The sequence below is a fragment of the Janthinobacterium sp. B9-8 genome (genome assembly GCF_000969645.2).
GTDB lineage: Bacteria > Pseudomonadota > Gammaproteobacteria > Burkholderiales > Chitinibacteraceae > Iodobacter.
On sequence record NZ_CP014222.1, the window covers coordinates 364204 to 388665 of the forward strand.

Here is a 24462-nt window from a genome sequence, read left to right on the forward strand (position 1 = left end):
TTTCACCCGCCCTACATGATTAATTTGATAACACAAAAGCTACCCCCTACATTTCCGCTTTTTCTACGCTTAATGGTTTATTTCGCAGAAAATAGCTTTATTTTTCCTGATTCTTGCCGATAACGCAGTGATGGGCCTGCTCTTTCGTCAGATTATGCAGGGCGGCCATTATGCTAAAGTAAATTCAGCTCTAAAGATAAGGCGGTATAAAATGCGGATCAAACACACTCTGGTGTCGCTTGCGACTTTACTAGCTTGCGTGGCTACTTCTTACGCAGAAGAAGGCGTAGTGACTGCCGCTGGTTATGGTGCACCACCGCAGATTGAGGGCTTGTCAGGGGCTCAGCGCCGCTTGATGTCGATGCGCGCTTCAAAGCTCGATGCTTATCGTGCACTGGCCGAAACGGTGCAAGGTTTTAGATTGGCGGGTAATAGTACGGTGGCGGCTCTATCGGTGCAAAATGATAGCTTCCGTATTTATGTAGATGCGTATTTACGCGGTGCGCGGGTGGTTTCGATGAATGCCTTGCCCGAAGGCGCTTACGAGACAGTGCTAGAGCTGGATATGTCTAAGCTGGCTAATGAATCGTCTAATCACAATTTCTTTGCTATGCGGGGTCGTTAATTGATCAAAGCCTGTGCGCTTTTGTTGCTGGCGTTTAATTGCTATGCAGCAGAGATTGAAGGCTTGTCTGCGATTGGCGTGGGCGGTATTCCTATGGCCAGACAAGAAGCCATTCAAGATGCGTTGATGCAGGCTTCTTTATGGAACGGGGCCAAAGTTGAAGCAAGCAGCTCGGTTGAAAATGGCCGTGTAAGCGAGCTGCAGCGTGTGTTTCCTGTTCAGATTTTAGATCGGTATAAATTATTACGTGAATGGCGGGAGGGAAGTTTTTATCATGTGATGATAGAAACAGATCCTAAGCTAGATCCTGTTCCTGCTGAGAAAATGGCGGCCTCTGCTCCGGCCGCTACGCTTGCAACGCCTGTTGCAGCTGCTGCACAGGGTGTTTTAGCCAAACCAGCACCTGTTCGTGAATGTCCGCAATCTGATTTTGCTTATCGCAAAAAATTATTGCTGGCGCATTTCCAGCTGCAAAATCCAGCGGACGCCAATGATCTCTCACATTTCCAGGATGGTTTGCAGCAAGAGCTAAGCCGGATGTTATCGGCATCAGATCATTATCTGCCACAACGCACGGTGAATGAGGCAGCGTTTAATTTACAACCCGGTTTTTATGATCCAGTTTTGCAGCCAGAGCGAGTCCGTGAATTAGCCCGTCGCTACGGTACGCAGTTTGTGGTGGGCGGGGTAATTCGGGATATTGGCGCTTATGGCGAGGAGTATGGTCTGGCCTGGGGCAGCGATATTCGCAGCGGTGAGCGAAAAATAAGCGCTAGCATTCCTATGCTCAAGCTTAATGGCTGGATGCCTGCTGTGGCCGAGCTGGGATTGAAAATCAAGCCGTCTTCACGGCGTTTTGAGGCGGATGTGTATGTGTTTGACGGCGCCAGTGGTGCGTTGTTAAAGCAGCAGCGTTTTGCTGATTCGGCAACAGGCGATGTGATACAGGGGCGGGATTATATCTTTGGCTCCCGCCGTTTTTATGAAACTGATTTTGGCAAAATGGTTGAGCAGCAGTTAGAGCAGATGGCGGCAGGCGTTGATCAGGCTTTGGCTTGTCAGGCATTTGCCGCAAGAATCAGCCGGGTGGATAAAGATCGCATTTTTATTGATGCAGGGAGTACGGCAAGAATTACCAAAGGCGATAAACTGCAGTTGTTTCGGGTCAGTGGCTCTAATCAGCTGGTGCCCGCTGTGAATGGCGATAGCAGCATGTCGCTAGGTACGCCTGAAGCGCTGCTGAGTGCGGTGACGATTACCCAGGTGCAGCCTTTGTTTGCTATTGCTATTTTAGAAAGCGGCAGTATCCGTCCTGAAGTGGGCGATTACGTGCGTTTTAGTATGAAGGAATCACGATGAACACCCTGCGTATTGCAATGGTGGCGAGTTTAATGCTGATGATAACGAGTGTTGAAGCCTCCAGTTATAGCTCCAGCCGGTATGTGCGTAAGCCGGGTGCTAGTCATGCAAAAGTAACGCATGCAGCACCCACGCATGGTAAAGGGTCATCGGCAAACCCCATGGTCGTGGCACGGCCTCAGCCCCATGTGCAAACCTTGCCCGCCACGATGTTGTCTCGCCCTGCTGTTTCAGGAGGGCAAGGCATGCTGCAATCAGAGTCTAAATTAAGCCCCGCACAAGAAACCGAGCTGCGCTGGCGCTTGTATAGCTTTCCTTAAGTAGCGACTTAGGTTGCTACTTAACTGATGAGTTTTAAAATACTTAAAATCTTATAAAACAACTTAATTCAAACCTTGTTTTTCTCCGTGAAACGCCGTGTTCCCTGTGAGCCCGTGGTTCAAGACTTGGGTTTCGCTGCGTAACATCACTTGCTTAAGGCTAAGCTTTGACTCGCCAAGGTGGGTTTTTTCTATTTTCCCCAGCCCAATACAGGCAAATTGTATTTCCACTTGGATCATGCAATCTTGCTTCTCGCCATAGCCAAGGCTCGTCTCTAGGCTCCTGGAAAAAAACAAGGCCGAGTTTTTGTAATTGGCAAACCTTGCTATCAAGATCCTGATGTTCAAAATAAATAACGCTGCCACTGTTTGTTGCAGCTTGTTCGGCTTGATGAATTGAAAAAGTCGCTTCTCCTTGCGGGCACTCAAACCTTGCGTAGTGCCCTGATTCTACGATCAGCGTAAATCCCATTTTCTGATAAAAGCGTATGGATTCGCTGATATTGAGCGCTGCTAAAGTAATTTGATTGAGGTTCACTGGTCTTTGCCGCTAGTGAGTTTGCATAAATCAAAATTGAGCGATAGCTAAGAGCAGCTAGTTACTTGAAGCTGTGCCCCTTTAAGCTGGGCATTTATTTTTTCCAGTTTTTGCTGCTGATCTGCTGATACTTTGCGCAGTGTAAAAGTCATATGAGAGGGACTATCATCACGCTCTCTCACTACGGCTGATTTTACGCCCTGATTTTTTAGTTCGTTTAAGCGTCGCTCTGCGCCTTCGCGGCTACTGAATATGCCGAGGGAAATGGCGTTTTGCCAGCGGCCGCCATTATTGATCACATAGTAATCCTGCACACCTTGATCGCTTAGTTGCTGTGCTTTTTTCTTGGCTAGCTCAATATCCGTTTGTGGTGGAACATAAACCCATACTTTGCCGCTGACGCCCGCTTCTGTATTGCTAATGCCTAGTGTTTTAAGGCGCGCCCGCATGGAATCCGTTTGCTCTTGGCCTATGCCGCTCCAGCGCATACATGCGGTTGCCAGCTCAACTTTGGGGGCGGGCGTTGGTGTCGGAGTTGGCTTTGGTGTGGGGCTTGGTGTTGGCGGGGCGGCTTCTACTTCACTGGCCATGACCGGCATAGGTCGATTGACGATCTGTACAGGCAGGCTGGCGATTAGCTTTACTTTATCTGCATTAATTTCGCTGTTTACACGAGGGGCTGCGGAAGGCGCAGGGGTATAGCTCCAAAGGAGCAAATTAGCAGCAAGCAATAGAGCACAAAACCATTTCATGAAGCGTTATTCCGGGCAAGGGCGGCAAGACCGTGCAGCACCAGCTGCTCGGCAATGATGGGGTGGTAAGCGCTTAAAAGCGGCGCAATGGCTGCGGCGTCTCCGCCGGATAAAATACAAAGCGGCGTGTCCCCGCGCAAGGCCAGCCGGGCATGCATGGCCATAATGCTGCCTGCTAAAGCGCTTAAGCAGCCGGTTTGAATCGCATCGGTGGTGCAGCGTGGAAAATCATGAAAAGCGCCATCGCTGAACGTTAAGCGCTCTGTTTGCTGTGCCAGTGCTGATTTCATCAGGCGTAACCCCGGCAAAATCATTCCACCTAAAAATTCATTATCTTCGGTCAGCGCATCAACGGTCAGCGCCGTGCCTGCGCTAGCGATCAGTAGTGCTTTATCAGGAAATAAGCTGCGCGCACCTAAAACGGCCGCCCAACGATCCGGTCCCTGCTGCTCTAAATAGCGATAGCCATTCTGAATACCCAGTGCTGCACGGCTGACTTGCAGCCATTGAATAGTGCGTTGCCATTGCGCCTGGCAAAAAGCATCAAGTTGGCTGGCCAGATCTGGCGCACCTACTGTGCAGCCGTGGATGACTTCTGGCTGGGGCAGGGCGCTTAGCTGCTGCAGTAGCTGATTAAAATCTGTGTTGAGGATAAAGCCTTCCGTAGATAAGGTTTCACCTTCACGATAGGCCCATTTAATCCGTGTATTGCCCAGATCAATTAAGAGTATTTTCATTTTGCATTCACCTTGCGTAAGCTAACATCGCCCGCATAAGCCACTTTTAAGCCATCTTCTCCTGCCAGCCTTAATGCGCCATCCTCGGCCACGCCAATGATACGTCCACGGCTTTCTTTGCCATCGGCGGAGATGAGCTTAGCTTGTTCGCCCTGCCAAAGATGCCGCGCTTCCCATTCGGTGCGCAGCGGTGCAAAGCCATCTTGATCAAAGCGGGGCAGAATATCGGCTAGCTCATTTAAGATGGCAGCAAGCAGTGCATTGCGCTCTGGCGGAGGGCCTGAGCAATCGCTTAAGTCTGCTGCATGATCGGCGTGGATGCGCTCCTCGGGAGAGAGGCGCAGATTTAAGCCGATGCCAATCACAGCATCCGCAGGCCCTAAGGCATCGCCAGATAGCTCAATTAAAATACCAGCCAGCTTTCCTTTGGGGCAAAGCACGTCGTTAGGCCATTTTAGCCCGGTGCCTTGGTAGCCTTTTTTTTCGAGTGCGCGTGTAAGCGCAATCCCGAGGGCAAGGCTTAAGCCCGCCAGGCGAGTCATTCCGCCGCTAAAACGCCAGACCACAGAAAATAAAAGACTGCCGCCCAAGCTGCCTATCCACTGCCGCCCTAAGCGGCCTTTTCCGGCGGTTTGCCATTCGGCTGCAAGTACTGTTCCGGGCTCGGCACATTCTTGCCTCAGGGCGCGGTTGGTCGAGTCAATTTCATCGACTAATTGCAGGCAAAAAGGCGTATTGGGCTTAAGGTGTTGCTTGATGATGGCTTGATCCAGCCATTCCACAGGCTGAGCAAGCTTATAACCAACGCCGTGGCGGCGCTCCAGCTCGATGCCATAATCGCTGCTGCGATGAAGCGCACCAGAAACAGCGGATCTGGAAATACCCAGCAGCTTGGCAATGGCTTCGCCTGAGGTAAATTCATCAGCATTAAGCTGACGCAGAAGTGTAAGTGTATGCAACATGGCGACATTCTAGCGGCAAGCAGGATTAAGCTCCACCTGCTTGGCTGTATATGGCGTAAAGGACACTTAAATAGTTGAAAAAGCGGTGCTAGGAGTGGCCCAATCCTAATGATTACACGGCAATATGGTGCTTATAGCGGTTTGGAGTGAGATGTTGGCTAAGGCTGATGTTCACGCAGGATCTTTTCCAGCAAGCCACGCACGACTGAGGGCTCGAAAGGCTTATCGCAAATGCCGGAAACACCCGCTTGAGTAACCGCAGCAAGCCGGCCACCATCGCTTTCGGATGAAACCATTAAAATGGGGATATTGCTTTGCCAGCTGTTGTTACGTACAAATTCAATTAATTCTTTGCCATCCATTTCCGGCATATTGTAATCGGTGATTAAAAGATCAAAAACGCATTCTTCTAAAAGCTGTACGCCCTCATGGCCATTTGCAGCTTCTTTAATATTACGCACGCCTAGGTTTTCAAGCACTTTACGCATGTAATTACGCGCAGCTTTAGAATCATCAACTAGCAATACTCTCAGCATATCCAAATCTAAATCGTCTTGATCCAGCGTTAAATCTTCAGACAGATAATCCAGCGAAACGCAGAGGGCGTGATCTAGGTTTTCTGAAGTAAATGGCTTAGGAATAATGGCGCATGTGCCAAGCTGGCGTAATGGCTCTAAAACTTTGGGCTGGGTTTCGCTGGAAATCAGCACAAAAGCAATATCTTGGGTATCGGGATTATTGCGCAGCTGGGTAAGTAGCTCAATGCCAGTCATGTCTTTTAGGTAGAGGGCGCTGAGGATTAAATTGGGGCTATTATCTACTTTTAAGGAGGCGAGTGCCTGCGAGCCTTGCTCAAAAGAAAGGATATCAATAATGCCAAGCAGCCTCAGCTTTGCGGTAATCAGTTTATTTTGTGCCGTAGAGGGCTCTATCAAAATAAGGCGTAGCTCACCAATCGAAAAGTGTTTAGCCATGATTGTATATTCACCTAATAATCACATTCCTTTATAGATGCCTAGATAAAATAAGTAAAAGGCTAAAGGGGCCGCTTGCTATTTTTCAGAGAAAAAGTATGCCAGATCGGGGTTGAATTTCAGCTGGCTGAAGATAAATATGCAAAACGCCCAATTCATTGGCTGAATTGGGCGCGGTTTTTTTACCAGCCTAGGTTTGAATAAGGCAGACGATGCCGTTTACATTGTTTCAATCGTATGGTTTTGATTGGTATAGATGCAAATATCTCCGGCGATTTCTAATGCTTTTTTAACCACCACTTCGGGGGCTAAATCGGTGTTTTCCAGCAGGGCACGGGCGGCAGATTGCGCAAATGCGCCACCTGAGCCAATCGCAGCAATGCCATGCTCTGGCTCTAATACATCACCATTGCCTGTAATAATCAGCGTGGCGGTTTTATCGGCCACAATCAGCATGGCTTCTAAGCGGCGCAACATACGATCGGTGCGCCAATCTTTAGCCAACTCTACGGCTGCACGGGTCAGGTGGCCTTGGTGTTTTTCCAGCTTGGTTTCAAAGCGCTCGAACAGGGTAAAAGCATCCGCAGTGCCTCCGGCAAAACCAACGATGACTTTATCGTTATAGAGCTTACGCACTTTGCGTGCTGTACCCTTGATAACAACATTGCCTAAGGTCACTTGGCCATCGCCACCTACCGCGACCAGATCACCCCGGCGAACAGAAACGATCGTTGTGCCGTCAAATTGTTCCATCTTTAGCATCCTTCCAATTTATATAAGGCAGAGGTGGCGGCTGGGGCGGCAAAATACAAGGGTTTATTTTTGCGATGACTGGGACAAAATCAGCAGCTCGGTCATCCCCATAATGCGAAGTAAGGCGAGAACCAAGGCGTTTACATTGCAAAGGGTAATTTGCTGCGGGTATTCCATGCATAAACCGAGTAGCTGTCCTGCTGAATCAAAATCAACCCGTGTCACTGCTGTAAAATCGAGCACAGGAAATGTATGCTGGCGTACAAAATCCCGGATGATGGCCAATTGCTCTGGTTTGTTATTGAGCAGATCGCCTTCGATCAATAAACGATCAGTTGCGCTGTGCGGTATAAAACTAGCTTCTTCTACAGGGGCATAGACGGCAGCGCTGGTCTCTATCCAGGAAGGTGGAGACACCTCAAAGGTAATTGCATAGTCAACCGCTAAGTTTTCAAACTCGTCTTGCAGCCCCTGCATCTGCTGCAATTCAATTAATAATAGCCAGAGCGGTGCTTCGGCAGGAATAGCGCGGCCAGTTTGAATTCGTTTTCTAAGCAAAGTTTCTACTTCAGTATTGCCTAAAAGTTGTAACTGGATATCTTGCTTGCTAAAGCTCTGCCAGGTAGTCAGTAATTCTGCAGCGGCAATGGTGTCGATCTGCGATATCTTCGCTAAATCCATACGCAATTTATTGCAACCCTGCGAAGCAGTCTGGCATGCTTTAATTTCTTGATCGATATTTTGGCTATTCAAAATAGCGGGAAAAGCATAGTAGTTTGAATGCTCACTGCTTATTTTTGGCATTGCGTCATGCCAAATAGGCGGCGTTTTTTCAAATTCTAAAACAAACATTAAGCCTATTTCGTCAAATAGGGGTTTATTATTATGTTGTTGTAATAATTCAAATAACATTAACCATGTTTCTGTTTGGCGCAATCCGGTAATTTGCTTAATTTCTGTAAGTAGAAAAGCCATGGCTGCTTTACTTTGGCCACTGCTATGCAGCATTGCGGCCTCTTCTTGAGCGGGGGTAAGTTGCGACTTATTATCTACCACCTCAATATTAAGCTGCGCAAGATCAAAGTCAGGTTCTTGTTGAGCAGCCGTGGGTTTTTCATTCGCTTCAACTAAGGGAATATGAGCGGGTGTATCAGGGGTGAGTTTTTTACGAATAAATGAAAAAGCCACTTTAGGAATCCAGTATTAGGTTTGCTGCCGGTTTAAATACTCGTTAATTCTAAGCTTTTTACCTTGTTTTTTGCGGATTATTTTGCCTGACATTGATATCACCTGAAAAGCGGAGCGAGTAAAGCGCAAACAGAATGCTTTTGCTCAACATCGTTTTAGCCAAACTTCCGTGTGTCAGCTCACAAAAAATATGCTTACGGCATTTTGTGTGAGGCAGCTTAAATGAGTTTGGCTTGTATGCTCGGTTTTGTATTTTGGGATTATTCCATTTATTGTGGATTAAGCTCACACCTCAATAGGCAGCTCGTGGTGACTCGGCCTAAAATGCTTACTTCCTACTGAAAAACTGAGTATTTAATTTATGGAACGCAAAATCGGCCTGAAATTTAAACGCTGGCTGCTGTTCTTTGGCTTGTTTCTGTCGCTGCTTGGATTGGTGGGAGGCATGCTCTTCCCCCGATGGGCTGAGCCGAGGTTGGAAGCTGCGCTTTCTAAAACCTTGCATCGCACCGTGAGTATTGAAGAAGTCACGTTTAATCCATTTATTCTTAAGGCTACCTTGCATGGTGTAAGTATCAGCAAGGAGTCTGTGCCATTTGCACGGTTTCAATCGCTGGTCCTTGATATTGAGTGGGCTTCTTTATGGAAAATGGCACCTATTATCAAAGAGATTACACTGACTCAGCCGCAAATAGACGTTATCAGATTAGATGAATCAAAGTATAATTTTTCAGATTTAATTGAGTTATTTGCAAATAACAATAATAAAGAAACTGCTCGTTTTTCACTTAATAATATTAGAATAATAAATGGCACCATTATTTTTAATGACCAAGTGCTGCATACTCAGCAAAAATTAACAAATTTAGAGCTGGCGTTGCCTTTTGTTTCTACCTTGGCTCACAGAGTAAATGATTACATTCAGCCCAGTGTTTCTGGTAAATTAAATGGAACAGTGTTTAAAATTGATGGTGAAAGTAAACCGTTTTCCAATAGCTTAGATACACGATTAACTTTTAACTTGCAAAAATTAAATATATCGCAATATACACAGTATATAAAACTACCTAATGAATTAAAGTTATTATCTGCTTATTTGTCAGGACAGCTCAGTTTACAATTTCATCTTGAAAAAGATAGCACAAGACTACAGATTAGTGGCCCTTTGCAATTAGAACAGTTTAATGTAGAGCTGAAAGATAAGCCATTTTTGAAAGTAAATCAGCTTTCAGTATCATTGAAAAATTTAGAGCCTCTTGCGCAAATTTATCGTTTGAGCGATATCAAAGTAGATGGCCTTGATACCACTATAAGTAAAAATGATCGTGGTGAATTAAATTGGCTACAAGCTTTTAAACAACAACCTGTTGCAGTGGATGATCACTCTAAAAATAAGAATATTATTGATATTAAAAATATTAAAATTGTTAATAGCCGTGTTGCATATGAAAATTTGCAGTTTAATGATATTAAAGCAGACGTAGCCGTTTATTCTAATCAAAAAAATAAAGCGATTCCTGTTTTATTCTCAGCAAGAACAGCAGAAGGGGAGGTGTTTTCAGCTGATTTAAAAGTATCGCCTCAGCCTTTTGTTTTAGATGGCAAAGTAAGTCTGACGGCTTTAGAGCTAAAACAGTATATGCCATTTATCTCTCCTTATTTTAACGGAATTGTTGATAGTGGTCAGCTTGATTTATCAAGCACGATTCATTTTTCTAGTGAGCCACTTGCCTACTCTTTAAAAGATACAGATATAAAATTACAACAGTTTTCTTTGCATTTACCTAAAGAGAAAAAATCCTTATTAAAGGCAGAGCAGTTTGCCATTAAAGCGCTTGAGCTAGATTCAAAACAGCAATTAATTACCGTGGCAGCCATTGAAAGCCAAGGTGGCCAACTTGGTGTGCAATGGCTGGCTAATGGGCAGTTTAATTTTTCGGCGCTGATTCCCCGTCGTGAAGCTGTGCCTGCTTCCGGGCAGTGGCGTGTGCAAGTCGCGAAAGTGGATATGAGTGAGTGGCAGCTTGATTTATCAGATAAACGCCTTGCCAAAGCGCCTTCTATTCCGATAAGAGATATTTCTTTAGTTTTTGATCAGTTAGATACCGCAGCAGGAAGTAAAGGTAAGTTAAAATTGAGTGCGCACTGGGCCGATAGCGGCTTGATTGATATCAGTGGGGATATTGTGCCGATGCCTTTTTCGGCACAAATTGCGCTAGATTTACGCAAAGTGAATGCCGCATTTTTACAGCCATATTTTACTAAGTATTTAAATATTTCTCTTGCCAGAGGTTTTTTAAATGCAAAAGGAAATTTGCAAGTTGTAAGCAAGCCTGATTTAAATGGCCGCTATCGTGGTGCTTTTAGCGTGGATCATTTCTATGCGATTGATAAGCAGACATCTACTGCTTTTTTAAAATGGAATCGTTTAGATTTTAAAGGCGTTGATGCTGCTTTATTACCACTGCGTGTTGATATTGCTGAAGTAGCATTAGATAAGTTCTTTTCTCGTTTGATTTTATCGCCAACGGGCAGACTTAATTTACAAGATATTCTGGTGCAAGATGGCAAGCAGGTTTCTGTGGCGAATGCCAATACGGCAAGTGCTGTAACGGCGGTGCCCGTGGCGGAGCAAGGCTTGCCGCCTGTTCAGATTAAAAAAATTATACTGAATAACGGTGATATCCGTTACAGCGATTTTTTTATTAAGCCTAATTTCACTGCCAATTTAACGAAGATGACAGGGACTATTGCGGGCTTGTCTAGTGCGGAAAATGCGCGCGCCCAGCTTGATTTACAGGGGTTTGTAGATAAAACTGCCCCGGTTAAAGTTAGTGGTGAGCTGAATCCCTTATCAAAGAAAATATTCCTTGATTTAAAGGGCGGAGTTAAAAACTATGATTTAACTTCGGCTTCGACCTACTCTACGAAGTATGCAGGCTATGGGATTGAGAAGGGTAAGATGTCGATGGATATTGCTTATAGGATTGAAGGTGGTAAATTAATTGCAAGTAATAATATATTTTTAGATCAGCTTAATTTAAGTGAAGAAAGAATAGAGGGCAAAGACGCCACAACATTACCCGTTAAATTAGCACTGGCTTTGTTAACTGACAGGCGAGGCCAAGTTAAGCTTAATTTACCAATTGAAGGTTCATTAGATGACCCCCAATTTAGCGTGTCGGGTATTATCTGGCAGGTAATTGGCAATGTTTTAGAAAAAGTGGTGACCTCTCCTTTTGATGCCCTGGCAAGCTCATTGGGCCATGAAGGGGCTGTATTGTCGCATGTTGATTTTATTGCTGGCAGCGAAAAAATAGATGATAAGGCAATAAAGAGCATTCAGCAGCTGGCTGAAATACTTGCAGATCGTCCTGCATTAAAGCTGGATGTGCAAAGCGTATTAAGTCTATCTGTGGATGGTCAAGGTTTAAAGAAAAAGAGCTTACAAAGAAAAATTCGCTTATTAAAAATGGCAAGTGTGGCAGATAGCTTAAGCCAGGATGAGCATGAGCTGATGATTAGCCAGGATGAATACCCAAGCTTGTTGGAGAAATTATATAAGAGTGAAAAATTTACTAAGCCGACCAATTTAATTGGTATGGATAAAGCACTGACTGTAGCAGAAATGGAAAAACTGATCTTTGAGCATACAGAAGTAAAAAATGATGATTTATATGCTCTGGGCTTACGGCGAGCTTTGCTGGTTAAATCAGCACTGTTGGTTGCTGGTGTAGATGAAGCGCGTATTTTTTTAGTGAAACCCAGGATAAGCAGCAGTGAAGATAGCAAGTCACGAGTGAAGTTTGATTTGAAATAAAGCAACACTGATCTGCTAAAACGGCCGCTGATTAACAATATATATGTTGATCAGTGGCCGTTTTTTATGTGAATTTAAATTATATTGATTAATACTCTGCAATGTCTTTAGTCTTACAAATAAAATTGAAAATGATATGGCTTACACGGATAAGTTATGTCATGTGTTTTTTATATTGTATTAGTTAATAAGCGCATATTGTTTTTGCTTGTAATACATCTTAAAAGCACCTTTACTGATGAAGTATTAGCAGTTGATGGATTTCTCTTTCACGAAGTTTATAACGTGTATTGGGGCGTTTATGTTTTTGTATGGTGAATCTGCATCGCATTTAAGCGTTTTATTATTGCTAGGGCAAGAGGCTGATAGTGCATCGTTGCTGCAAGGCATGGCAGCTAGTGATTTACCCTGCACCATCCAAGAGTGCCGGGATTTAATGCAGCTGGATCAGATCTTGAGTGCTCAACATCACGCCATTGATGTTCTCGTGATTGATCTGGCTGAAAGCCATCTTAAATACACCAAGCAGCTGATGCAGCTTAGCCAAAACTTTCCCATTGTGATTTTGGTACCAGCAGGACGTGAGGGGTGGGTAAAGCACGCCGTGCAGTTAAATAACGAGCATTTTTTGATTAAAGATGCCGCAGGTGGTTTTTTGGCGCTGCTGCCGATTGTTTTGCTGCGGGCAATTAATGAAAGCCGGGAGCAACTTGCACGTACCCGTGCCGAGCTTAATATGATGGAGCATCGTTTAAGCTTAAGTCAGATTGTTGAAGGTAGCCCTGTCGCCTCTTTTGTAATTGATTGCAATCATGTGGTGACGCATTGGAATTTGGCGTGCGAAACGTTTACTGGCAAAAAAGCCTTTGAAATGATTGGCACATCGAATCAGTGGCAGGCTTTTTATACATCGCCACGGCCAGTGTTGGCTGATTTGATGCTTGATGAAGCCTTAGAAAAAAGTGTGGGTTTGTTTTACCCCGGCAAGGTGCAACTTTCCAGCAATGTGCGGGGAGTATTTGAGGCAGAGGATTATTTTGCCCATTTTGGTGAGCATGGTCGTTGGATTTATTTTACGGCAACGCCCATTCGGGATGATTGCGGCAAAGTGGTAGGCGCGATGGAAACTTTGCAAGATGTGAGCCAAAGGCATGAAGTTGAAGCGGCGTTGCAAGCCAGCCAGGCTTTTTTGGCGCAGATTGTGGATGGCAGCTCGGTCGCTACGTTTGTGATCGACCGAAATCATACGGTAACGCACTGGAATCGCGCTTGTGAAGCCCTAACTGGGCTTGCTGCCAAGGAGGTGATTGGTAGTAAAGAGCAGTGGCGGGCGTTTTATCCCAGCGAGCGCCCCGTGATGGCCGATTTAATTATGAATGGGGCAATGGCTGAGGATGTGGATCAGTTTTATCACGGCAAATTCAGGCCTTCGCGTTTGATTGAGGGGGTTTTTGAAGCTGAAGATTTCTTTTCTCAATTTGGCCCAGAAGGAAAATGGGTGTTCTTTACTGCTGCACCGTTGCGCGATATGGATGGCTGCGTGGTGGGCGCGATTGAAACATTACAAGATATGAACGAGCGGCGTTTAGCCGAGGAGGCCTTAAAAGCCAGTGAAGCACGTTATCGGGATTTAAGCATGACCGATGGCATGACTGGCCTATTTAATAGCCGGCATTTTTATGAGAGTGTTGAAAAAGAGCTGGAACGGGCACGGCGTTACGGGCGGCCTTTATCTTTGCTTTTGATGGATATTGATAATTTTAAAAAAGTAAACGATCAATACGGTCATTTAGAAGGCGATAAAGTATTGCAATCGCTTGCTATGGTGATTAGGGGCTGCTTAAGAGAAATGGATAGCGCTTATCGTTATGGTGGGGAAGAGTTTATTGTGGTTTTGCCAGAAACACGCAGCGAAGATGCAGTCAATGTGGCGCAACGTTTACGCCAGCGCTTTGCCGATCAAATTCAGCGCCCAGCCCCGGAGCAAATACTCCATTGCACGGTGAGTATTGGAGTAAGCCAGTTTATCGTGGGTGATGATGCTAAAAGTTTGGTGAAACGAGCCGATGAGGGGACTTACCAAGCCAAGCATCAGGGGAAAAATTGCGTGGTATGGGTGGATCCTTCCTAATTCAGTGCGCTTGCTTAAAATTTTACGGCTAATAAAGTGATTGAACGATCTTTTAAATCATCTCTTTAGTTTTGTTTCATTGTTTTAAGTAATAAGCATATATAAAAACTCTGGCTTTATTAAGATGAAGCTAGGGTTTTTATTATTTATCGGTCTGTTTATATGCAATAAATGGTTGTTGTAGCGCTGCAAATGTTTTTTATTGTTTATTTTTTATATAAATCATAGGCTTAGATTTGTTGTCGGGTGTTTTTATTATTCCTTTGTCATTGCCGTTGCTTCCTGTGCTAAATTGGTTGTTAGGTATATAAAAAATACTTTTAATAACTTTAAAGAATAAAAAGGTATCCGCTTTTTATCTGCTCAGGGGGATGTAATGCGCTTTAGACCAAAATTACTGGCGATTGTGATCGCTCAAATCACTGCTGCTGCCTATGCCGAAGATCTACCAATAGCAAGTAAGGTGGAGCGGGTTGAGGTGGTGGGCTCTAATATTAAGCGGATCAATAAAGAAGGCCCTTCTTTGGTAACGGTGATTAAGCGTGATGAAATTGAAAAGTCAGGTGCCACAACTGTGGTTGAAGCGCTTGATAACTTGCTTCCAAAGGCGTCATTAGAGTTTGCTACGGATGGTGGCCGGTTTGCACCGGGTTCTAGCAACGTGGGCCTGCGCAATATGGGGGCTAAAAATACGCTGATTTTACTCAATGGCCGCCGCTTAGCACCAAATGGTTTTGCCGATGTTGATACCAGCCCGGTTAGCCTTAACAATATTCCGCTCTCTGCAATCGAGCAAATTGAAGTGCTTTACGATGGTGCAGCGGCTATTTATGGCTCTGATGCGGTAGCAGGGGTGATTAACTTTAAAACTAAGCGCAATTTTCAGGGCGTTTCGGTAACAGGTAAATATGGGCAAAACTTTGTAGGCGATGGCCAGGATTTAGTGCTGGGCATTGCCGCTGGCTTTGGTAATTTAAATGAAGATAATCAAAATTTATTAATCACGCTGGATGTGACGGATAAAAAACCTACTTTTGATAATCAGCATGATGCAACTAAAAGCCTAGATAAACGTGGTTTAGGTGGGGCAGATAATCGCTTTACGGGTTTACATGGTGGTGCTTATAAAATCAAAGGAGGAACAACAACACTATTGCCCGGTTGCGAAGGCAATGGCGAAATTGTGATTGATCAATTTGGCAACCAGAAATGCCTCTCTAGTGAAAATCTTTATCGCAGCGCACATATAAAGCGCTTAAATGCCAATGCGCTTTATAACTACCAGCTGAGTGATGATGCTCTATTATTTGCCGAGCTGGGGATTGGCCAAGACAGACAATCTTTTGAAAGTTGGCCTCTTTCTATTCCCGCCGCGCAAGCAGTGATAAAAGCCGGTGATGCGGCCTATAAAGACGTGATTAATGGGGTAAAAACCAATGGCAAAGATATCACCGTTACCCGGCGTATTTATGAAGCAGGTTTAGCGCAAAATAATGTAGATAGCGATACGCTGCGTGCCGTTTTGGGGGCTAAGGGTACGCTTGCAGGCTGGGATGCTGAAACCGCTTTGACCTACAGTAGCAATAAAAGCAGCCAAGCGAGAGACCGCGCCGATCCAGCCAAAATTACGGCTGCATTTAAAAAGGGTGGATACGATCCATTTATTGCAAACAATCCGGAAGCCTTAGCCAAAGCTTTAATTACATCACGCTATCGTGAAGGCACAGCTTCTTTATTAATTGGCGATGCGCGGGTTTCTAATGCTTCGCTATTTCAATTAGCGGCTGGCGATGTTGGCTTTGCTGCCGGGGTGAATATTTTAAAAGAAAAGGCGGAAGAAGACAGCACCGTGGCAAGTAGCCGCTGGGTTAAATCGATTTATGGTGAATTAAATATTCCGGTATTAAAAAATCTGGAAGTACAAGCTGCATTGCGTTACGACCATTATGATGATGTAGGTGGCGCTACATCGCCTAAAGTGGCCGTTTCTTATCGGCCTGTTGAATCCTTGCTATTACGCGGATCGGCCACCAGCACATTCAGAGCGCCAAGCCTGCAGCAATTAAGCATGTCACCTACCCCGAGTTATTACTTTTATAATGACTGGGCACGTTGCAAGCCAATGGGCGTTCCAAGCGGTGAATGCATAGGCAGGGTTGATTTAAATAGCCGCAGTAATCCGGAGTTAAAACCGGAAACGTCTAATAACTTAACGCTGGGTTTTGTATTTCAGCCGCTAAAAGACTTATCGCTCAGTATTGATTGGTACAACATCAAGCAAAATGATGCAATTGCTCGTTTGAATCCGCAGTATGTGATTGATCACGAAGATGGCAATCCTGCTATGGCTAAATTGATTAAACGTTTGGCACTGGATCCGGACGAAGTAAAAAATTACCCGGCTTTAGCAAAAGGAAAAATCGAAGTGGTCGATTTGCCTTTGGCCAATATTGGCCAGATTGATACCTCTGGCGTCGATATTGATTTCAATTACGCCTATAAAACCAATGGCTGGGGCAAGTTTATTTTTCGGGATCAGTTTAGCTATACGCTGAGCTATAAGAGCTCTGATCTGGAAGGCGAAGCGCCCATTGAGCGAACGGGTGGGTATGACACACCAGATTGGTCGAACCGGATTTCGCTGGGCTATCAATATGCAGAATACGATGCCACTTTAACGGCTAAAACATTTGCCCGTGTGCATGATGCTGCTGATCTGCCAGAAAACAGCAGTAACCCGGATGGCTATTTGCCCTCATACACCGTATTTAATTTATCTGCGGGTTATCAGCTCAATAAAAACACATCTTTTGTATTGGGTGTGAATAATCTGTTTGATAAAGTTTCGCCATACTCTGTTGATGGTGGAGGGCATAGCGGTACCACATCTGGCCGGTATGGATTTATTGGTTTTGATTACAAGCTTTAATTTGTAGTATAAATAAAAAAAGCAGGCCGTTTGGGCCTGCTTTTTTATGTGGGCAATGATTGAATCTAATCAAGTAGCAAGCGCCACCCAAATTTCGGTGCGCAAATCTTTAGGCGGAGTATTGTGCGGCAGATTCAGGTATTGCTCTATCACCGGAATATTGGCGGGTTGCTCGCCGCTTTGTGGCAGCCATACCCCAAATAACCAGTGATAAGCCTGTTGCAGCTCGCTATATGGGCCGCGATGTTCAATCACCCCATAGCGCCCCGCAGGAATTTGCGCCCGGGCAAGCTCGCTAGGCAAATCCCCATCGGCTTTGATCTCTACGCAGGCATCCGAGCGTAAATCTGCCTCGGCCACACTTTGCGGATCATCATGATATTGGGCAAACCAGCGCACTTTCATTGGATCGACGGGAAGCGCTGTTTTGGATAATTGCAAACGGGCAAAGGCCTCACCAATCTTCAGATACGAGCCATGATGACGGCTGGCGGCTAAGTGAATCGGCGCATCTAGTTTACGAAATTCAACGTTATACATACCAAGCTCCTGATTAATTTGAGAATGGATGTGGTTGAGTCTTTGCCGACGGTAAGCCCCCGGTGGCATGCCGTGCGCGGCAGCAAAAGAGCGCACAAACGCCGCACTGCTCTGATATCCCGCACGCTGGGCAATACGGATTAAGGGAGTTTCATTCGTTTGGGCTAATTGCCGCGATGCATACAGCAAGCGCATACGCAGCTGGGTAGCGTTGACCGTTTCTCCCATCATTTCACGGTAAATACGGTGAAAGTGAAATGGCGAAAAATGCGCAATGCCCGCTAGTTGCTCAATCGAATACGCTGCTGTTGGATCTTGCCAGATAGTATTCACCACCCGCATCAGCCGTCGCCCATAATCCTCTACCTTCCAGCTTTTACTCATAGCCTCTCCATGTCTAGCAGCCTGTCGGGCTTAAGACTGATCTACTGTGGGAAAGCTGGATTTGGCCATATTTCACGGATTTTTTTCGTTAAATAGCCAGCTATTCGCCTCAAAAATCCGTGAAATCTGCCTCAAACCGGACTTCCCCTCACAACGATCGCTTAAGCCCATCAGGCTGCTAGTAGATTAAGCAGATGCGATTGATATAGGTTGCTAAGTTTGGGGTAGGCGCATAGCGGGCACTCATCGTGCCCGCCTTTTTTTAAGCCTTAGGCTTAAGCAAGTCTTGGCAAGTGGCGCGTTGTGGATCGCTTGCGGGCAGCTTGCTGCAGATGCCATCAAGCTGAGCCAATACGCGGCCAACTGCTGCATCGTGCTGTTTGTCTTTATTCCACGTAGCAAGTTTGCTGATGATTTTTTCTAAGGAGCGGCGGCTGCGCTCATAAAAAGCGTTAGGTGTTACCGCGACTTCTTTCAGAATGCCTTGGGCCGTTTGCTCGATACGCTCCTCGTTTTGTGGAGCCAGATCAACCAGTGCGGACACATAGCTGCTGCCCCATTGCACGCGGGTGGCTGGGCCTACCGATTTTTTATACGCTTCTTCGTACCAGCCTAAGGCCGCAGTTTTATCGCCGCGTTTTTTAGCGTTGGCCCCGAGGGAGAGCATAAAGTAGTAAGGCGCATGCGAGCGTTTTAGCTCGGCTTTGAGTAATACATCCGATTCATCCAGCAAGCCTGCCTCGCTGAGTGTATAAGCCGCAGTGCTGATCACCGACTGGCGTTCGAAACCATTGGTGGTGCTTTTGTCTGCCTCCGCCACGCGTTCAAGCACTTCTTTGATAATGGGGGCTGCCAGCTTGCTGTCTTTGGCCGCATCCAGCTTGGCCAGTGCCACCTGGCTGGTAAGTGCGCTTAAGCGATCATTGGCCGAAAGTGTTTTATCCAGCGCTAGTTGTTGCAAGGCCTTATTCCAGGCATCGCTCAACTTGCTGCGCTCACTGGTTTGCGCTTTACTTAAATAACTAACTATATCGGTGGCGCTATTCACGATCACATCAAAGTTATCGCGTGTTTGCTGCTTATCGGCCAGCACTTTATGCACTAGCGCCAGCTCTTCTGCTGAGCCGTTTGCTTTATTGTCCCCAGCTGCAATGGAAATGGCTTTAAGTTGTAAATGGGTGGACGCGTAGCTTTCAGAGGCGGGCACGGCTTGGGCCAAGGTTTTAAGCGTGGCAGCAAGCTGATCTTCGGGGACGAGCTGGGCCTGATCCGAATCCCATGAGTAATCGGCCAGTAAGCGCCAATCGTCACTGCTCAGCTTGCCGCCGGCCAGCGCACTGCTCAGTGTTTCTTTAACCGGGCGGGCGTTAGAGAGGCCTAGTTCCAGCGTGCTCAGGTAGCGATCTGCATCCACTTCACCCGGCAGGCGGGTGATTTCTGATCCATCCGCTTTAAACAAAATCATGCTGGGGTAGCCACGCACCTTGAACTGGCTGGCTAGCTTTTGCGCGCCCGCGCTATCGCCATCGATATACACCGGAATAAATTGCTTGGTGCGATCAATAAAACGCTGCTGATTAAACACCGTGGCTTTAATCTGATTGCAAGGCGGGCACCATGTGGCCCCCCAGTATAAAAACAGCGGCTTTTTCTCGGCTTTGGCTTTGGCAAAAGCCGCAGCAACATCACCTTGCTCCCAGGCAATACCGGGCGGCGTATTGGCTGCAAAAGCAGAGCTAGTCATCAGGATAAGGGCAAGGGCGTGGGCGAGTTTCACGATGACCTATCTTATATTTGTTTGGGTAGATCTATCTTAGCTTATATATTTATTGGGAATAAAAGATCATGAGCATTTCTTGATATTTGTTGCGATATGACGACAGCTTGGTGGAAGCTGAGGCATCATCAACATAACTTTGTTGGGTGTGAATAGCATATGACGCAATATGGAGTTTGCTATTACGAATCAAGCAGATATTAATCGTTTGATTGAAAATGGCGCACTGCGCTCTCGCTGAACGATGCAAGCATCGCACGCAGAGCTGAACGATGCCTGTATCGCATGCGGAGCTTCGAGCGCGCCCTAAGTGATCTCATCATCCCTACAATAACGTCACCCCTGGCAGGCTGAGGCGGCTGACTTCGCGCGTCGTGGTGACGAAGTCTTTGACAAAGGCGGTGTCGATTTGGGCAAGGGTGATTGCGGCGTAGAGATCGGATGTCAGGCCTTGTTCGGCGATGGGTTTGGCCACCACATAGCCGCGCTCCAGATAATGTTGCACGCTCCAGCTGGGTAGAGCGGCGATGCCTCGGCGGCTGGCGACGAGCTGCAAGATGGCGGCGGTCAGCTCGGTCGTGCGGCGCTTGGGGTTGATGCCTGCGGGCTTTAATACTTTGCGGATTAAATCCAGCATGTCATCTGGCACGGGGTAGCTGATCAGCGTTTCATTGGCAAAATCTTCGGCGCTTAAAAAGGGCTTATACGCCAGCGGGTGATCTTTGGCGATCAGCGCAATCATTTCGTAACTAAAGAGCGGCTGATAGCTGATGCCTGGCTCATCAGCGGCTTCAGACACAATCGCCAGATCGGCGCGGTCTTCAAATAAAAGCTGCACAGGGTCGGCATGAAAGCCAGACACGATATCCAGCTCGACCTCCGGCCAGTGGCCGCGAAAATCATCCATCGCCGGCATTAGCCAATCAAAACAGGTGTGGCATTCCACCGCAATACGCAGCTGGCCCGCTTCGCCTTCCCTTAATTTAGCGATATCCCGCTCGGCCTGATCGATACGCGGCAAAAACTCGGCGGCAAGCTGGGCAAGCTTTTCCCCCGCTGGGGTGAGTTTCAGCGGACTGGATTTACCTAGGCTGGATTTACGCAGCAACAGCGGCAGCGCGTAGTGATCTTCTAAAAGGCGAATCTGATGCGACAGCGCCGATTGCGTAAGGTGCAAACGCTCCGCCGCACGGGTCAGATTGCCCGACTCACGAATCGCGAGCAGGGTTTTAAGGTGGCGAAGTTCGAGTAAGGATTGCATGGGGATAGACCTGTTTAATCTTTAAAAAACCTGAAGTCTGTAGACACAGAGAACAGGGAGAAAACCTAAAAGCGAGTACACAAAGGTAGAAAGAATATAAGCCTCATCACGTAACAATCTTCCTTATTACGAAGATATACAGCTTACAAAACTCAGGTTTTCTCTGTGTTCTGCATTTTTACTCTGTGTTCTCTGTGTCTATAGATTTTTTTGAATTTCTTTCATCAAAACCATGAAAATAATGAATTTGAATCATAGCAACTCCGCTGGCATGATACAAATCATATTCATGATAAACAGAGATTACGATGACTACTACTCATACTACAAAGGCACATATTCTTGGCTTTCCGCGCATTGGTGCACAGCGCGAGCTTAAATTTGCGGTTGAGCAATTCTGGAAGGGTGAGATTGATGAAAGTGCTCTGGCGCAAACGGGTAATGCTTTGCGCCGCCAGCACTGGCAATGGCAAAAAGATGCTGATCTTGATTTTGTAGCGGTTGGTGATTTTGCTTGGTACGACCAGATGCTGAATGCTTCGGCGCTGTTGGGCGCTTTGCCTGCACGTTTTGGTTTTGATGCTAAAAATCTAAGTCTGAAACAATACTTTGAACTGGCCCGTGGCAATGCCGCGCAACCTGCTCAAGAGATGACCAAATGGTTTGATACCAACTACCACTATCTGGTGCCAGAGCTGGATGAAAATACCGATTTTGCCGGTGGTGTGGATTGGTTCTTTTATGAAATTGAAGAGGCACGCTCTCTGGGGCATGCGGTGAAGGCGGTTTTACCTGGCCCGCTTACTTTCTTGTACCTTGCCAAAGCGAAGGCCGATGGCTTTGATAAGCTCAGCCTTTTGCCCAAAGTGGTGGCGGCCTATGCCCGCATCCTTGAGCGTTTGGCAAAATTAGGCGTGGAGTGGCTGCAGTTGGATGAGCCAATTCTGGGCCTCGATTTAGAAGCAGAATGGCTGGCCGCATTCGAGCCGGTGTATCGCAGCTTTGCCTATACCGGTCCTAAAATTTTACTCGCTACTTACTTTGAATCGGTTGCGGCCCATGCGGCCCTGTTGCGCGATTTGCCGGTAGCCGGTGTGCATCTTGATCTGGTGCGCGCGCCGCAGCAATTAGACGTGTTTGCCAATAACTGGCCAGCCAGCAAGGTTTTATCCCTAGGCGTAGTGGATGGCCGCAATATCTGGGTGAGCGATTTTTCCGCGATTCTGGCGCGGATAGAAGCACTGCAAGGCCGCAATATCTGGTTGAGCGCTTCATGCTCGCTATTGCATGTGCCGGTCGATTTGGCGCAAGAAAGCAAGCTGGATGAAGAATTAAAAGGCTGGTTAGCCTTTGCCAGGCAAAAATTGCAAGAAATCAGCGTGTTAAAACGCGCCTTGAGCGGGGCCGATGTCAGCGCCGAGCTAAGCGCTAATGCCGCAAAAGTCGCCTCACGTGCGGCATCGCCACGGATTCATAATCCAGCGGTGAGCGCCCGTATTCAAGCCTTGAGCGAGGGCGATGCTCGCCGCCATGCTGTGTTTGCGACGCGCCAAGCAGAGCAAAAACTGCGCTTTAACTTGCCGCCGCTGCCAACCACTACCATCGGCTCTTTCCCGCAAACTAAAGAAATCCGTGCGGCGCGTGCGGCGTTCAAAAAAGGCACGCTGGCGCAAAACGATTATGTGGAACAAATGCAAGCCGAGATTCGCCTTGCGGTAGAAAAGCAAGAAGCCCTGGGTATTGATGTGCTGGTACACGGCGAAGCCGAGCGCAACGATATGGTGGAATACTTTGGCGAGCAACTTTCCGGCTTTGCCTTTACCCAGTTTGGCTGGGTGCAAAGCTACGGCAGCCGCTGCGTCAAACCGCCAGTTTTATTCGGCGATGTAAGCCGCCCAACGCCAATGACAGTGGAGTGGACTCAATACGCGCAAAGCCTGACGCAAAAGCCAATGAAGGGCATGCTGACTGGCCCGGTCACGATCTTACAATGGTCGTTTGTGCGCGATGATCAGCCGCGCTCGGTCACCACACAGCAAATTGCCCTAGCGATTCGGGATGAAGTGGTCGATCTGGAAACCGCAGGCATTGGCATTATCCAGATTGATGAGCCCGCTTTCCGTGAAGGCTTGCCGCTGAAAAAGAGCGATTGGGCCGCTTATTTGCACTGGGCTGCCGAGGCATTCCGTATCTCTGCATCTGGCGTGGCGAATCAAACGCAAATCCACACCCATATGTGTTATTCGGAATTCAACGATATTCTGCCCGCCATTGCCGCAATGGATGCAGACGTGATCACCATTGAAACCAGCCGCTCGGATATGGAATTGCTCACCGGCTTTGGCACCTTCAAGTATCCAAATGAAGTGGGCCCGGGTGTGTACGATATTCATAGCCCGCGTATTCCGCCGGTGGAAGACATGCTGCGCCTGATCGCCAAAGCCGCCGAAGTGGTGCCGGTTGAGCTGCTGTGGGTGAATCCAGATTGCGGCCTAAAAACCCGCAACTGGCCAGAAACCGAAGCGGCCTTGGCCAATATGCTGGAAGCCACCCGCCAGGCGCGTCAGCATTTAGCAGAGCACGGCCACCTGCCAAGCTTTGCCAGCATCCCCGCTAAGCCACATGTGCATGGCGCGTGTGCCTGCCACTAAGATCTTTGTCCCTCTCTCCAAGGGGAGGGGGACATTCTTAAATGACTCAAGATTGTACGGCAGTGTGCCTGTCTTATGAAAGCAGCCACTTTTCCCGACCTAATGCAGCCTTAAGCCTGACTCACTACTAGCTTTCAATAGTATAATGGTAATTGTTATAAGCTAGACAGGATATGTTATGCAGGTGCCTGCATTTCCTCCCGATGAGGCCTTGCGTGTAAAAACACTGCGCGAGCTGCTGATTCTGGATACGCCGCCAGATGCACGTTTTGATAACCTCACTCGCGCCGCAGCGGCTTTTTTTCGTGTGCAAATTGCGGTAGTCAGCCTGATTGATGTAAACCGGCAATGGTTCAAATCGGCTTGTGGGCTGGATGCCAAAGAAACGGCCCGCGATATCTCTTTTTGCGGCCACGCTATTTTGCAAGACGACGTGTTTGTGATTGAAGACGCTCTATTAGACGAGCGCTTCTTTGATAACCCGCTCGTAAGCGGTGAGCCAAACATTCGCTTCTATGCCGGAGCGCCCTTAAAAACCAGTAATGGCATGAACCTCGGCACGCTCTGCCTGATCGACAAACACCCCGGCGCCTTGCTCGATTTTGAAATAGAAATGCTATCCGATATGGCAAAGCTGGTGGTGCAGGAGCTGGAGCGGCCAATGGTTGAGGCTGATGTGGTGGTGCATGTATAGGGTGGAGGTGAATGAAGAAATTGGAAACTGGGTCATGTTTTTAATTGTGGTTTGGTCTTAGTTTTCT

18 protein-coding genes are annotated in these 24462 nt (G+C 47.0%); 8 read left to right on the top strand and 10 right to left on the bottom strand.

Annotated elements, in window-relative coordinates:
• The first annotated feature begins 211 nt into the window (after positions 1-211).
• The 3 genes from VN23_RS01520 to VN23_RS01530 are packed head-to-tail and all read left to right on the top strand — an operon-like array spanning position 212 to position 2304.
• The gene (locus tag VN23_RS01520) at positions 212-625 is read left to right on the top strand and encodes an LPP20 family lipoprotein (RefSeq protein WP_052746493.1); all 414 of its coding nucleotides are present in this window, start codon (positions 212-214) and stop codon (positions 623-625) included.
• Positions 626-1984, top strand: a complete 1359-nt coding sequence (locus tag VN23_RS01525) for a flagella assembly protein FlgT middle domain-containing protein (protein ID WP_046351079.1) — start codon at positions 626-628, stop codon at positions 1982-1984.
• Positions 1981-2304 carry a hypothetical protein gene (locus VN23_RS01530; protein WP_046351080.1) on the top strand — a complete coding sequence of 108 codons (324 nt, stop codon included), beginning with the start codon at positions 1981-1983 and terminating at the stop codon, positions 2302-2304. The genes VN23_RS01525 and VN23_RS01530 overlap by 4 nt, the downstream gene beginning before the upstream one ends.
• 160 nt (positions 2305-2464) lie before the next feature.
• Here the strand turns inward: VN23_RS01530 and VN23_RS01535 are convergent, their stop codons facing one another.
• The 7 genes from VN23_RS01535 to VN23_RS01565 all read right to left on the bottom strand — a co-directional run bounded on the left by VN23_RS01535 (position 2465) and on the right by VN23_RS01565 (position 8208).
• Positions 2465-2776 carry a VOC family protein gene (locus VN23_RS01535; RefSeq protein WP_442905444.1) on the bottom strand — a complete coding sequence of 104 codons (312 nt, stop codon included), beginning with the start codon at positions 2774-2776 and terminating at the stop codon, positions 2465-2467.
• 113 nt (positions 2777-2889) lie between these two features.
• Positions 2890-3594, bottom strand: coding sequence for an SPOR domain-containing protein (locus VN23_RS01540; RefSeq protein ID WP_046351082.1), 705 nt, complete (start codon positions 3592-3594; stop codon positions 2890-2892).
• Positions 3591-4331 carry a type III pantothenate kinase gene (locus tag VN23_RS01545; RefSeq protein ID WP_046351083.1) on the bottom strand — a complete coding sequence of 247 codons (741 nt, stop codon included), beginning with the start codon at positions 4329-4331 and terminating at the stop codon, positions 3591-3593. The genes VN23_RS01540 and VN23_RS01545 overlap by 4 nt, the downstream gene beginning before the upstream one ends.
• Positions 4328-5293, bottom strand: a complete 966-nt coding sequence (locus VN23_RS01550) for a biotin--[acetyl-CoA-carboxylase] ligase (protein ID WP_046351084.1) — start codon at positions 5291-5293, stop codon at positions 4328-4330. Before VN23_RS01550 ends, VN23_RS01545 begins: the two co-directional genes overlap by 4 nt.
• A gap of 158 nt (positions 5294-5451) precedes the next feature.
• A complete protein-coding gene (locus tag VN23_RS01555) occupies positions 5452-6267 on the bottom strand; it encodes a response regulator (RefSeq protein ID WP_046351085.1) in 816 nt (271 codons plus the stop codon).
• Between the two features lie 219 nt (positions 6268-6486).
• Positions 6487-7020 carry an ATP-dependent protease subunit HslV gene (gene hslV, locus VN23_RS01560; RefSeq protein WP_046351086.1) on the bottom strand — a complete coding sequence of 178 codons (534 nt, stop codon included), beginning with the start codon at positions 7018-7020 and terminating at the stop codon, positions 6487-6489.
• A gap of 63 nt (positions 7021-7083) precedes the next feature.
• Positions 7084-8208 (bottom strand): STAS domain-containing protein, encoded by a 1125-nt coding sequence (locus VN23_RS01565; protein WP_046351087.1) that lies wholly within the window; start codon positions 8206-8208, stop codon positions 7084-7086.
• A gap of 361 nt (positions 8209-8569) precedes the next feature.
• Between VN23_RS01565 and VN23_RS01570 the strand changes: the two genes are divergently transcribed.
• The 3 genes from VN23_RS01570 to VN23_RS01580 all read left to right on the top strand — a co-directional run bounded on the left by VN23_RS01570 (position 8570) and on the right by VN23_RS01580 (position 17088).
• Positions 8570-12028, top strand: a complete 3459-nt coding sequence (locus tag VN23_RS01570; protein ID WP_046351088.1) for a DUF748 domain-containing protein — start codon at positions 8570-8572, stop codon at positions 12026-12028.
• Positions 12029-12329: 301 nt separating this feature from the next.
• Positions 12330-14159 (top strand): sensor domain-containing diguanylate cyclase, encoded by a 1830-nt coding sequence (locus VN23_RS01575; RefSeq protein ID WP_197432997.1) that lies wholly within the window; start codon positions 12330-12332, stop codon positions 14157-14159.
• A gap of 376 nt (positions 14160-14535) precedes the next feature.
• Entirely contained in the window at positions 14536-17088 is a 2553-nt protein-coding gene (locus tag VN23_RS01580) for a TonB-dependent receptor (RefSeq protein WP_046351089.1), read from the top strand.
• Positions 17089-17157: 69 nt separating this feature from the next.
• Here the strand turns inward: VN23_RS01580 and VN23_RS01585 are convergent, their stop codons facing one another.
• The 3 genes from VN23_RS01585 to VN23_RS01595 form a co-directional block, all read right to left on the bottom strand.
• Positions 17158-18012, bottom strand: coding sequence for an AraC family transcriptional regulator (locus VN23_RS01585; RefSeq protein WP_052746494.1), 855 nt, complete (start codon positions 18010-18012; stop codon positions 17158-17160).
• Positions 18013-18274: 262 nt separating this feature from the next.
• Complete coding sequence (locus tag VN23_RS01590; protein WP_062654794.1) at positions 18275-19789, bottom strand: thioredoxin family protein; 1515 nt, start codon at positions 19787-19789, stop codon at positions 18275-18277.
• Between the two features lie 325 nt (positions 19790-20114).
• Positions 20115-21050, bottom strand: a complete 936-nt coding sequence (locus VN23_RS01595; protein WP_046351091.1) for a LysR family transcriptional regulator — start codon at positions 21048-21050, stop codon at positions 20115-20117.
• Between the two features lie 308 nt (positions 21051-21358).
• On the opposite strand from VN23_RS01595, the gene metE reads away from it, so the two are divergent.
• On the top strand, positions 21359-23701 hold the full coding sequence (gene metE, locus VN23_RS01600) for a 5-methyltetrahydropteroyltriglutamate--homocysteine S-methyltransferase (protein ID WP_046351092.1): 2343 nt from the start codon (positions 21359-21361) through the stop codon (positions 23699-23701).
• A 178-nt stretch (positions 23702-23879) separates the two neighbouring features.
• Complete coding sequence (locus tag VN23_RS01605) at positions 23880-24395, top strand: GAF domain-containing protein (RefSeq protein WP_052746495.1); 516 nt, start codon at positions 23880-23882, stop codon at positions 24393-24395.
• Positions 24396-24462: the final 67 nt, after the last annotated feature.

What these genes read in the sequence shown, in the direction of transcription:
- VN23_RS01520 (WP_052746493.1), top strand. Translation starts at nt 212, where the DNA reads ATGCGGATCAAACACACTCTGGTGTCGCTTGCGACTTTACTAGCTTGC.
- VN23_RS01530 (WP_046351080.1), top strand. Translation starts at nt 1,981, where the DNA reads ATGAACACCCTGCGTATTGCAATGGTGGCGAGTTTAATGCTGATGATA.
- VN23_RS01535 (WP_442905444.1), bottom strand. Translation starts at nt 2,776, where the DNA reads ATGGGATTTACGCTGATCGTAGAATCAGGGCACTACGCAAGGTTTGAG.
- VN23_RS01540 (WP_046351082.1), bottom strand. Translation starts at nt 3,594, where the DNA reads ATGAAATGGTTTTGTGCTCTATTGCTTGCTGCTAATTTGCTCCTTTGG.
- VN23_RS01545 (WP_046351083.1), bottom strand. Translation starts at nt 4,331, where the DNA reads ATGAAAATACTCTTAATTGATCTGGGCAATACACGGATTAAATGGGCC.
- VN23_RS01550 (WP_046351084.1), bottom strand. Translation starts at nt 5,293, where the DNA reads ATGTTGCATACACTTACACTTCTGCGTCAGCTTAATGCTGATGAATTT.
- VN23_RS01555 (WP_046351085.1), bottom strand. Translation starts at nt 6,267, where the DNA reads ATGGCTAAACACTTTTCGATTGGTGAGCTACGCCTTATTTTGATAGAG.
- hslV (WP_046351086.1), bottom strand. Translation starts at nt 7,020, where the DNA reads ATGGAACAATTTGACGGCACAACGATCGTTTCTGTTCGCCGGGGTGAT.
- VN23_RS01570 (WP_046351088.1), top strand. Translation starts at nt 8,570, where the DNA reads ATGGAACGCAAAATCGGCCTGAAATTTAAACGCTGGCTGCTGTTCTTT.
- VN23_RS01575 (WP_197432997.1), top strand. Translation starts at nt 12,330, where the DNA reads ATGTTTTTGTATGGTGAATCTGCATCGCATTTAAGCGTTTTATTATTG.
- VN23_RS01580 (WP_046351089.1), top strand. Translation starts at nt 14,536, where the DNA reads ATGCGCTTTAGACCAAAATTACTGGCGATTGTGATCGCTCAAATCACT.
- VN23_RS01585 (WP_052746494.1), bottom strand. Translation starts at nt 18,012, where the DNA reads ATGAGTAAAAGCTGGAAGGTAGAGGATTATGGGCGACGGCTGATGCGG.
- VN23_RS01595 (WP_046351091.1), bottom strand. Translation starts at nt 21,050, where the DNA reads ATGCAATCCTTACTCGAACTTCGCCACCTTAAAACCCTGCTCGCGATT.
- metE (WP_046351092.1), top strand. Translation starts at nt 21,359, where the DNA reads ATGACTACTACTCATACTACAAAGGCACATATTCTTGGCTTTCCGCGC.
- VN23_RS01605 (WP_052746495.1), top strand. Translation starts at nt 23,880, where the DNA reads ATGCAGGTGCCTGCATTTCCTCCCGATGAGGCCTTGCGTGTAAAAACA.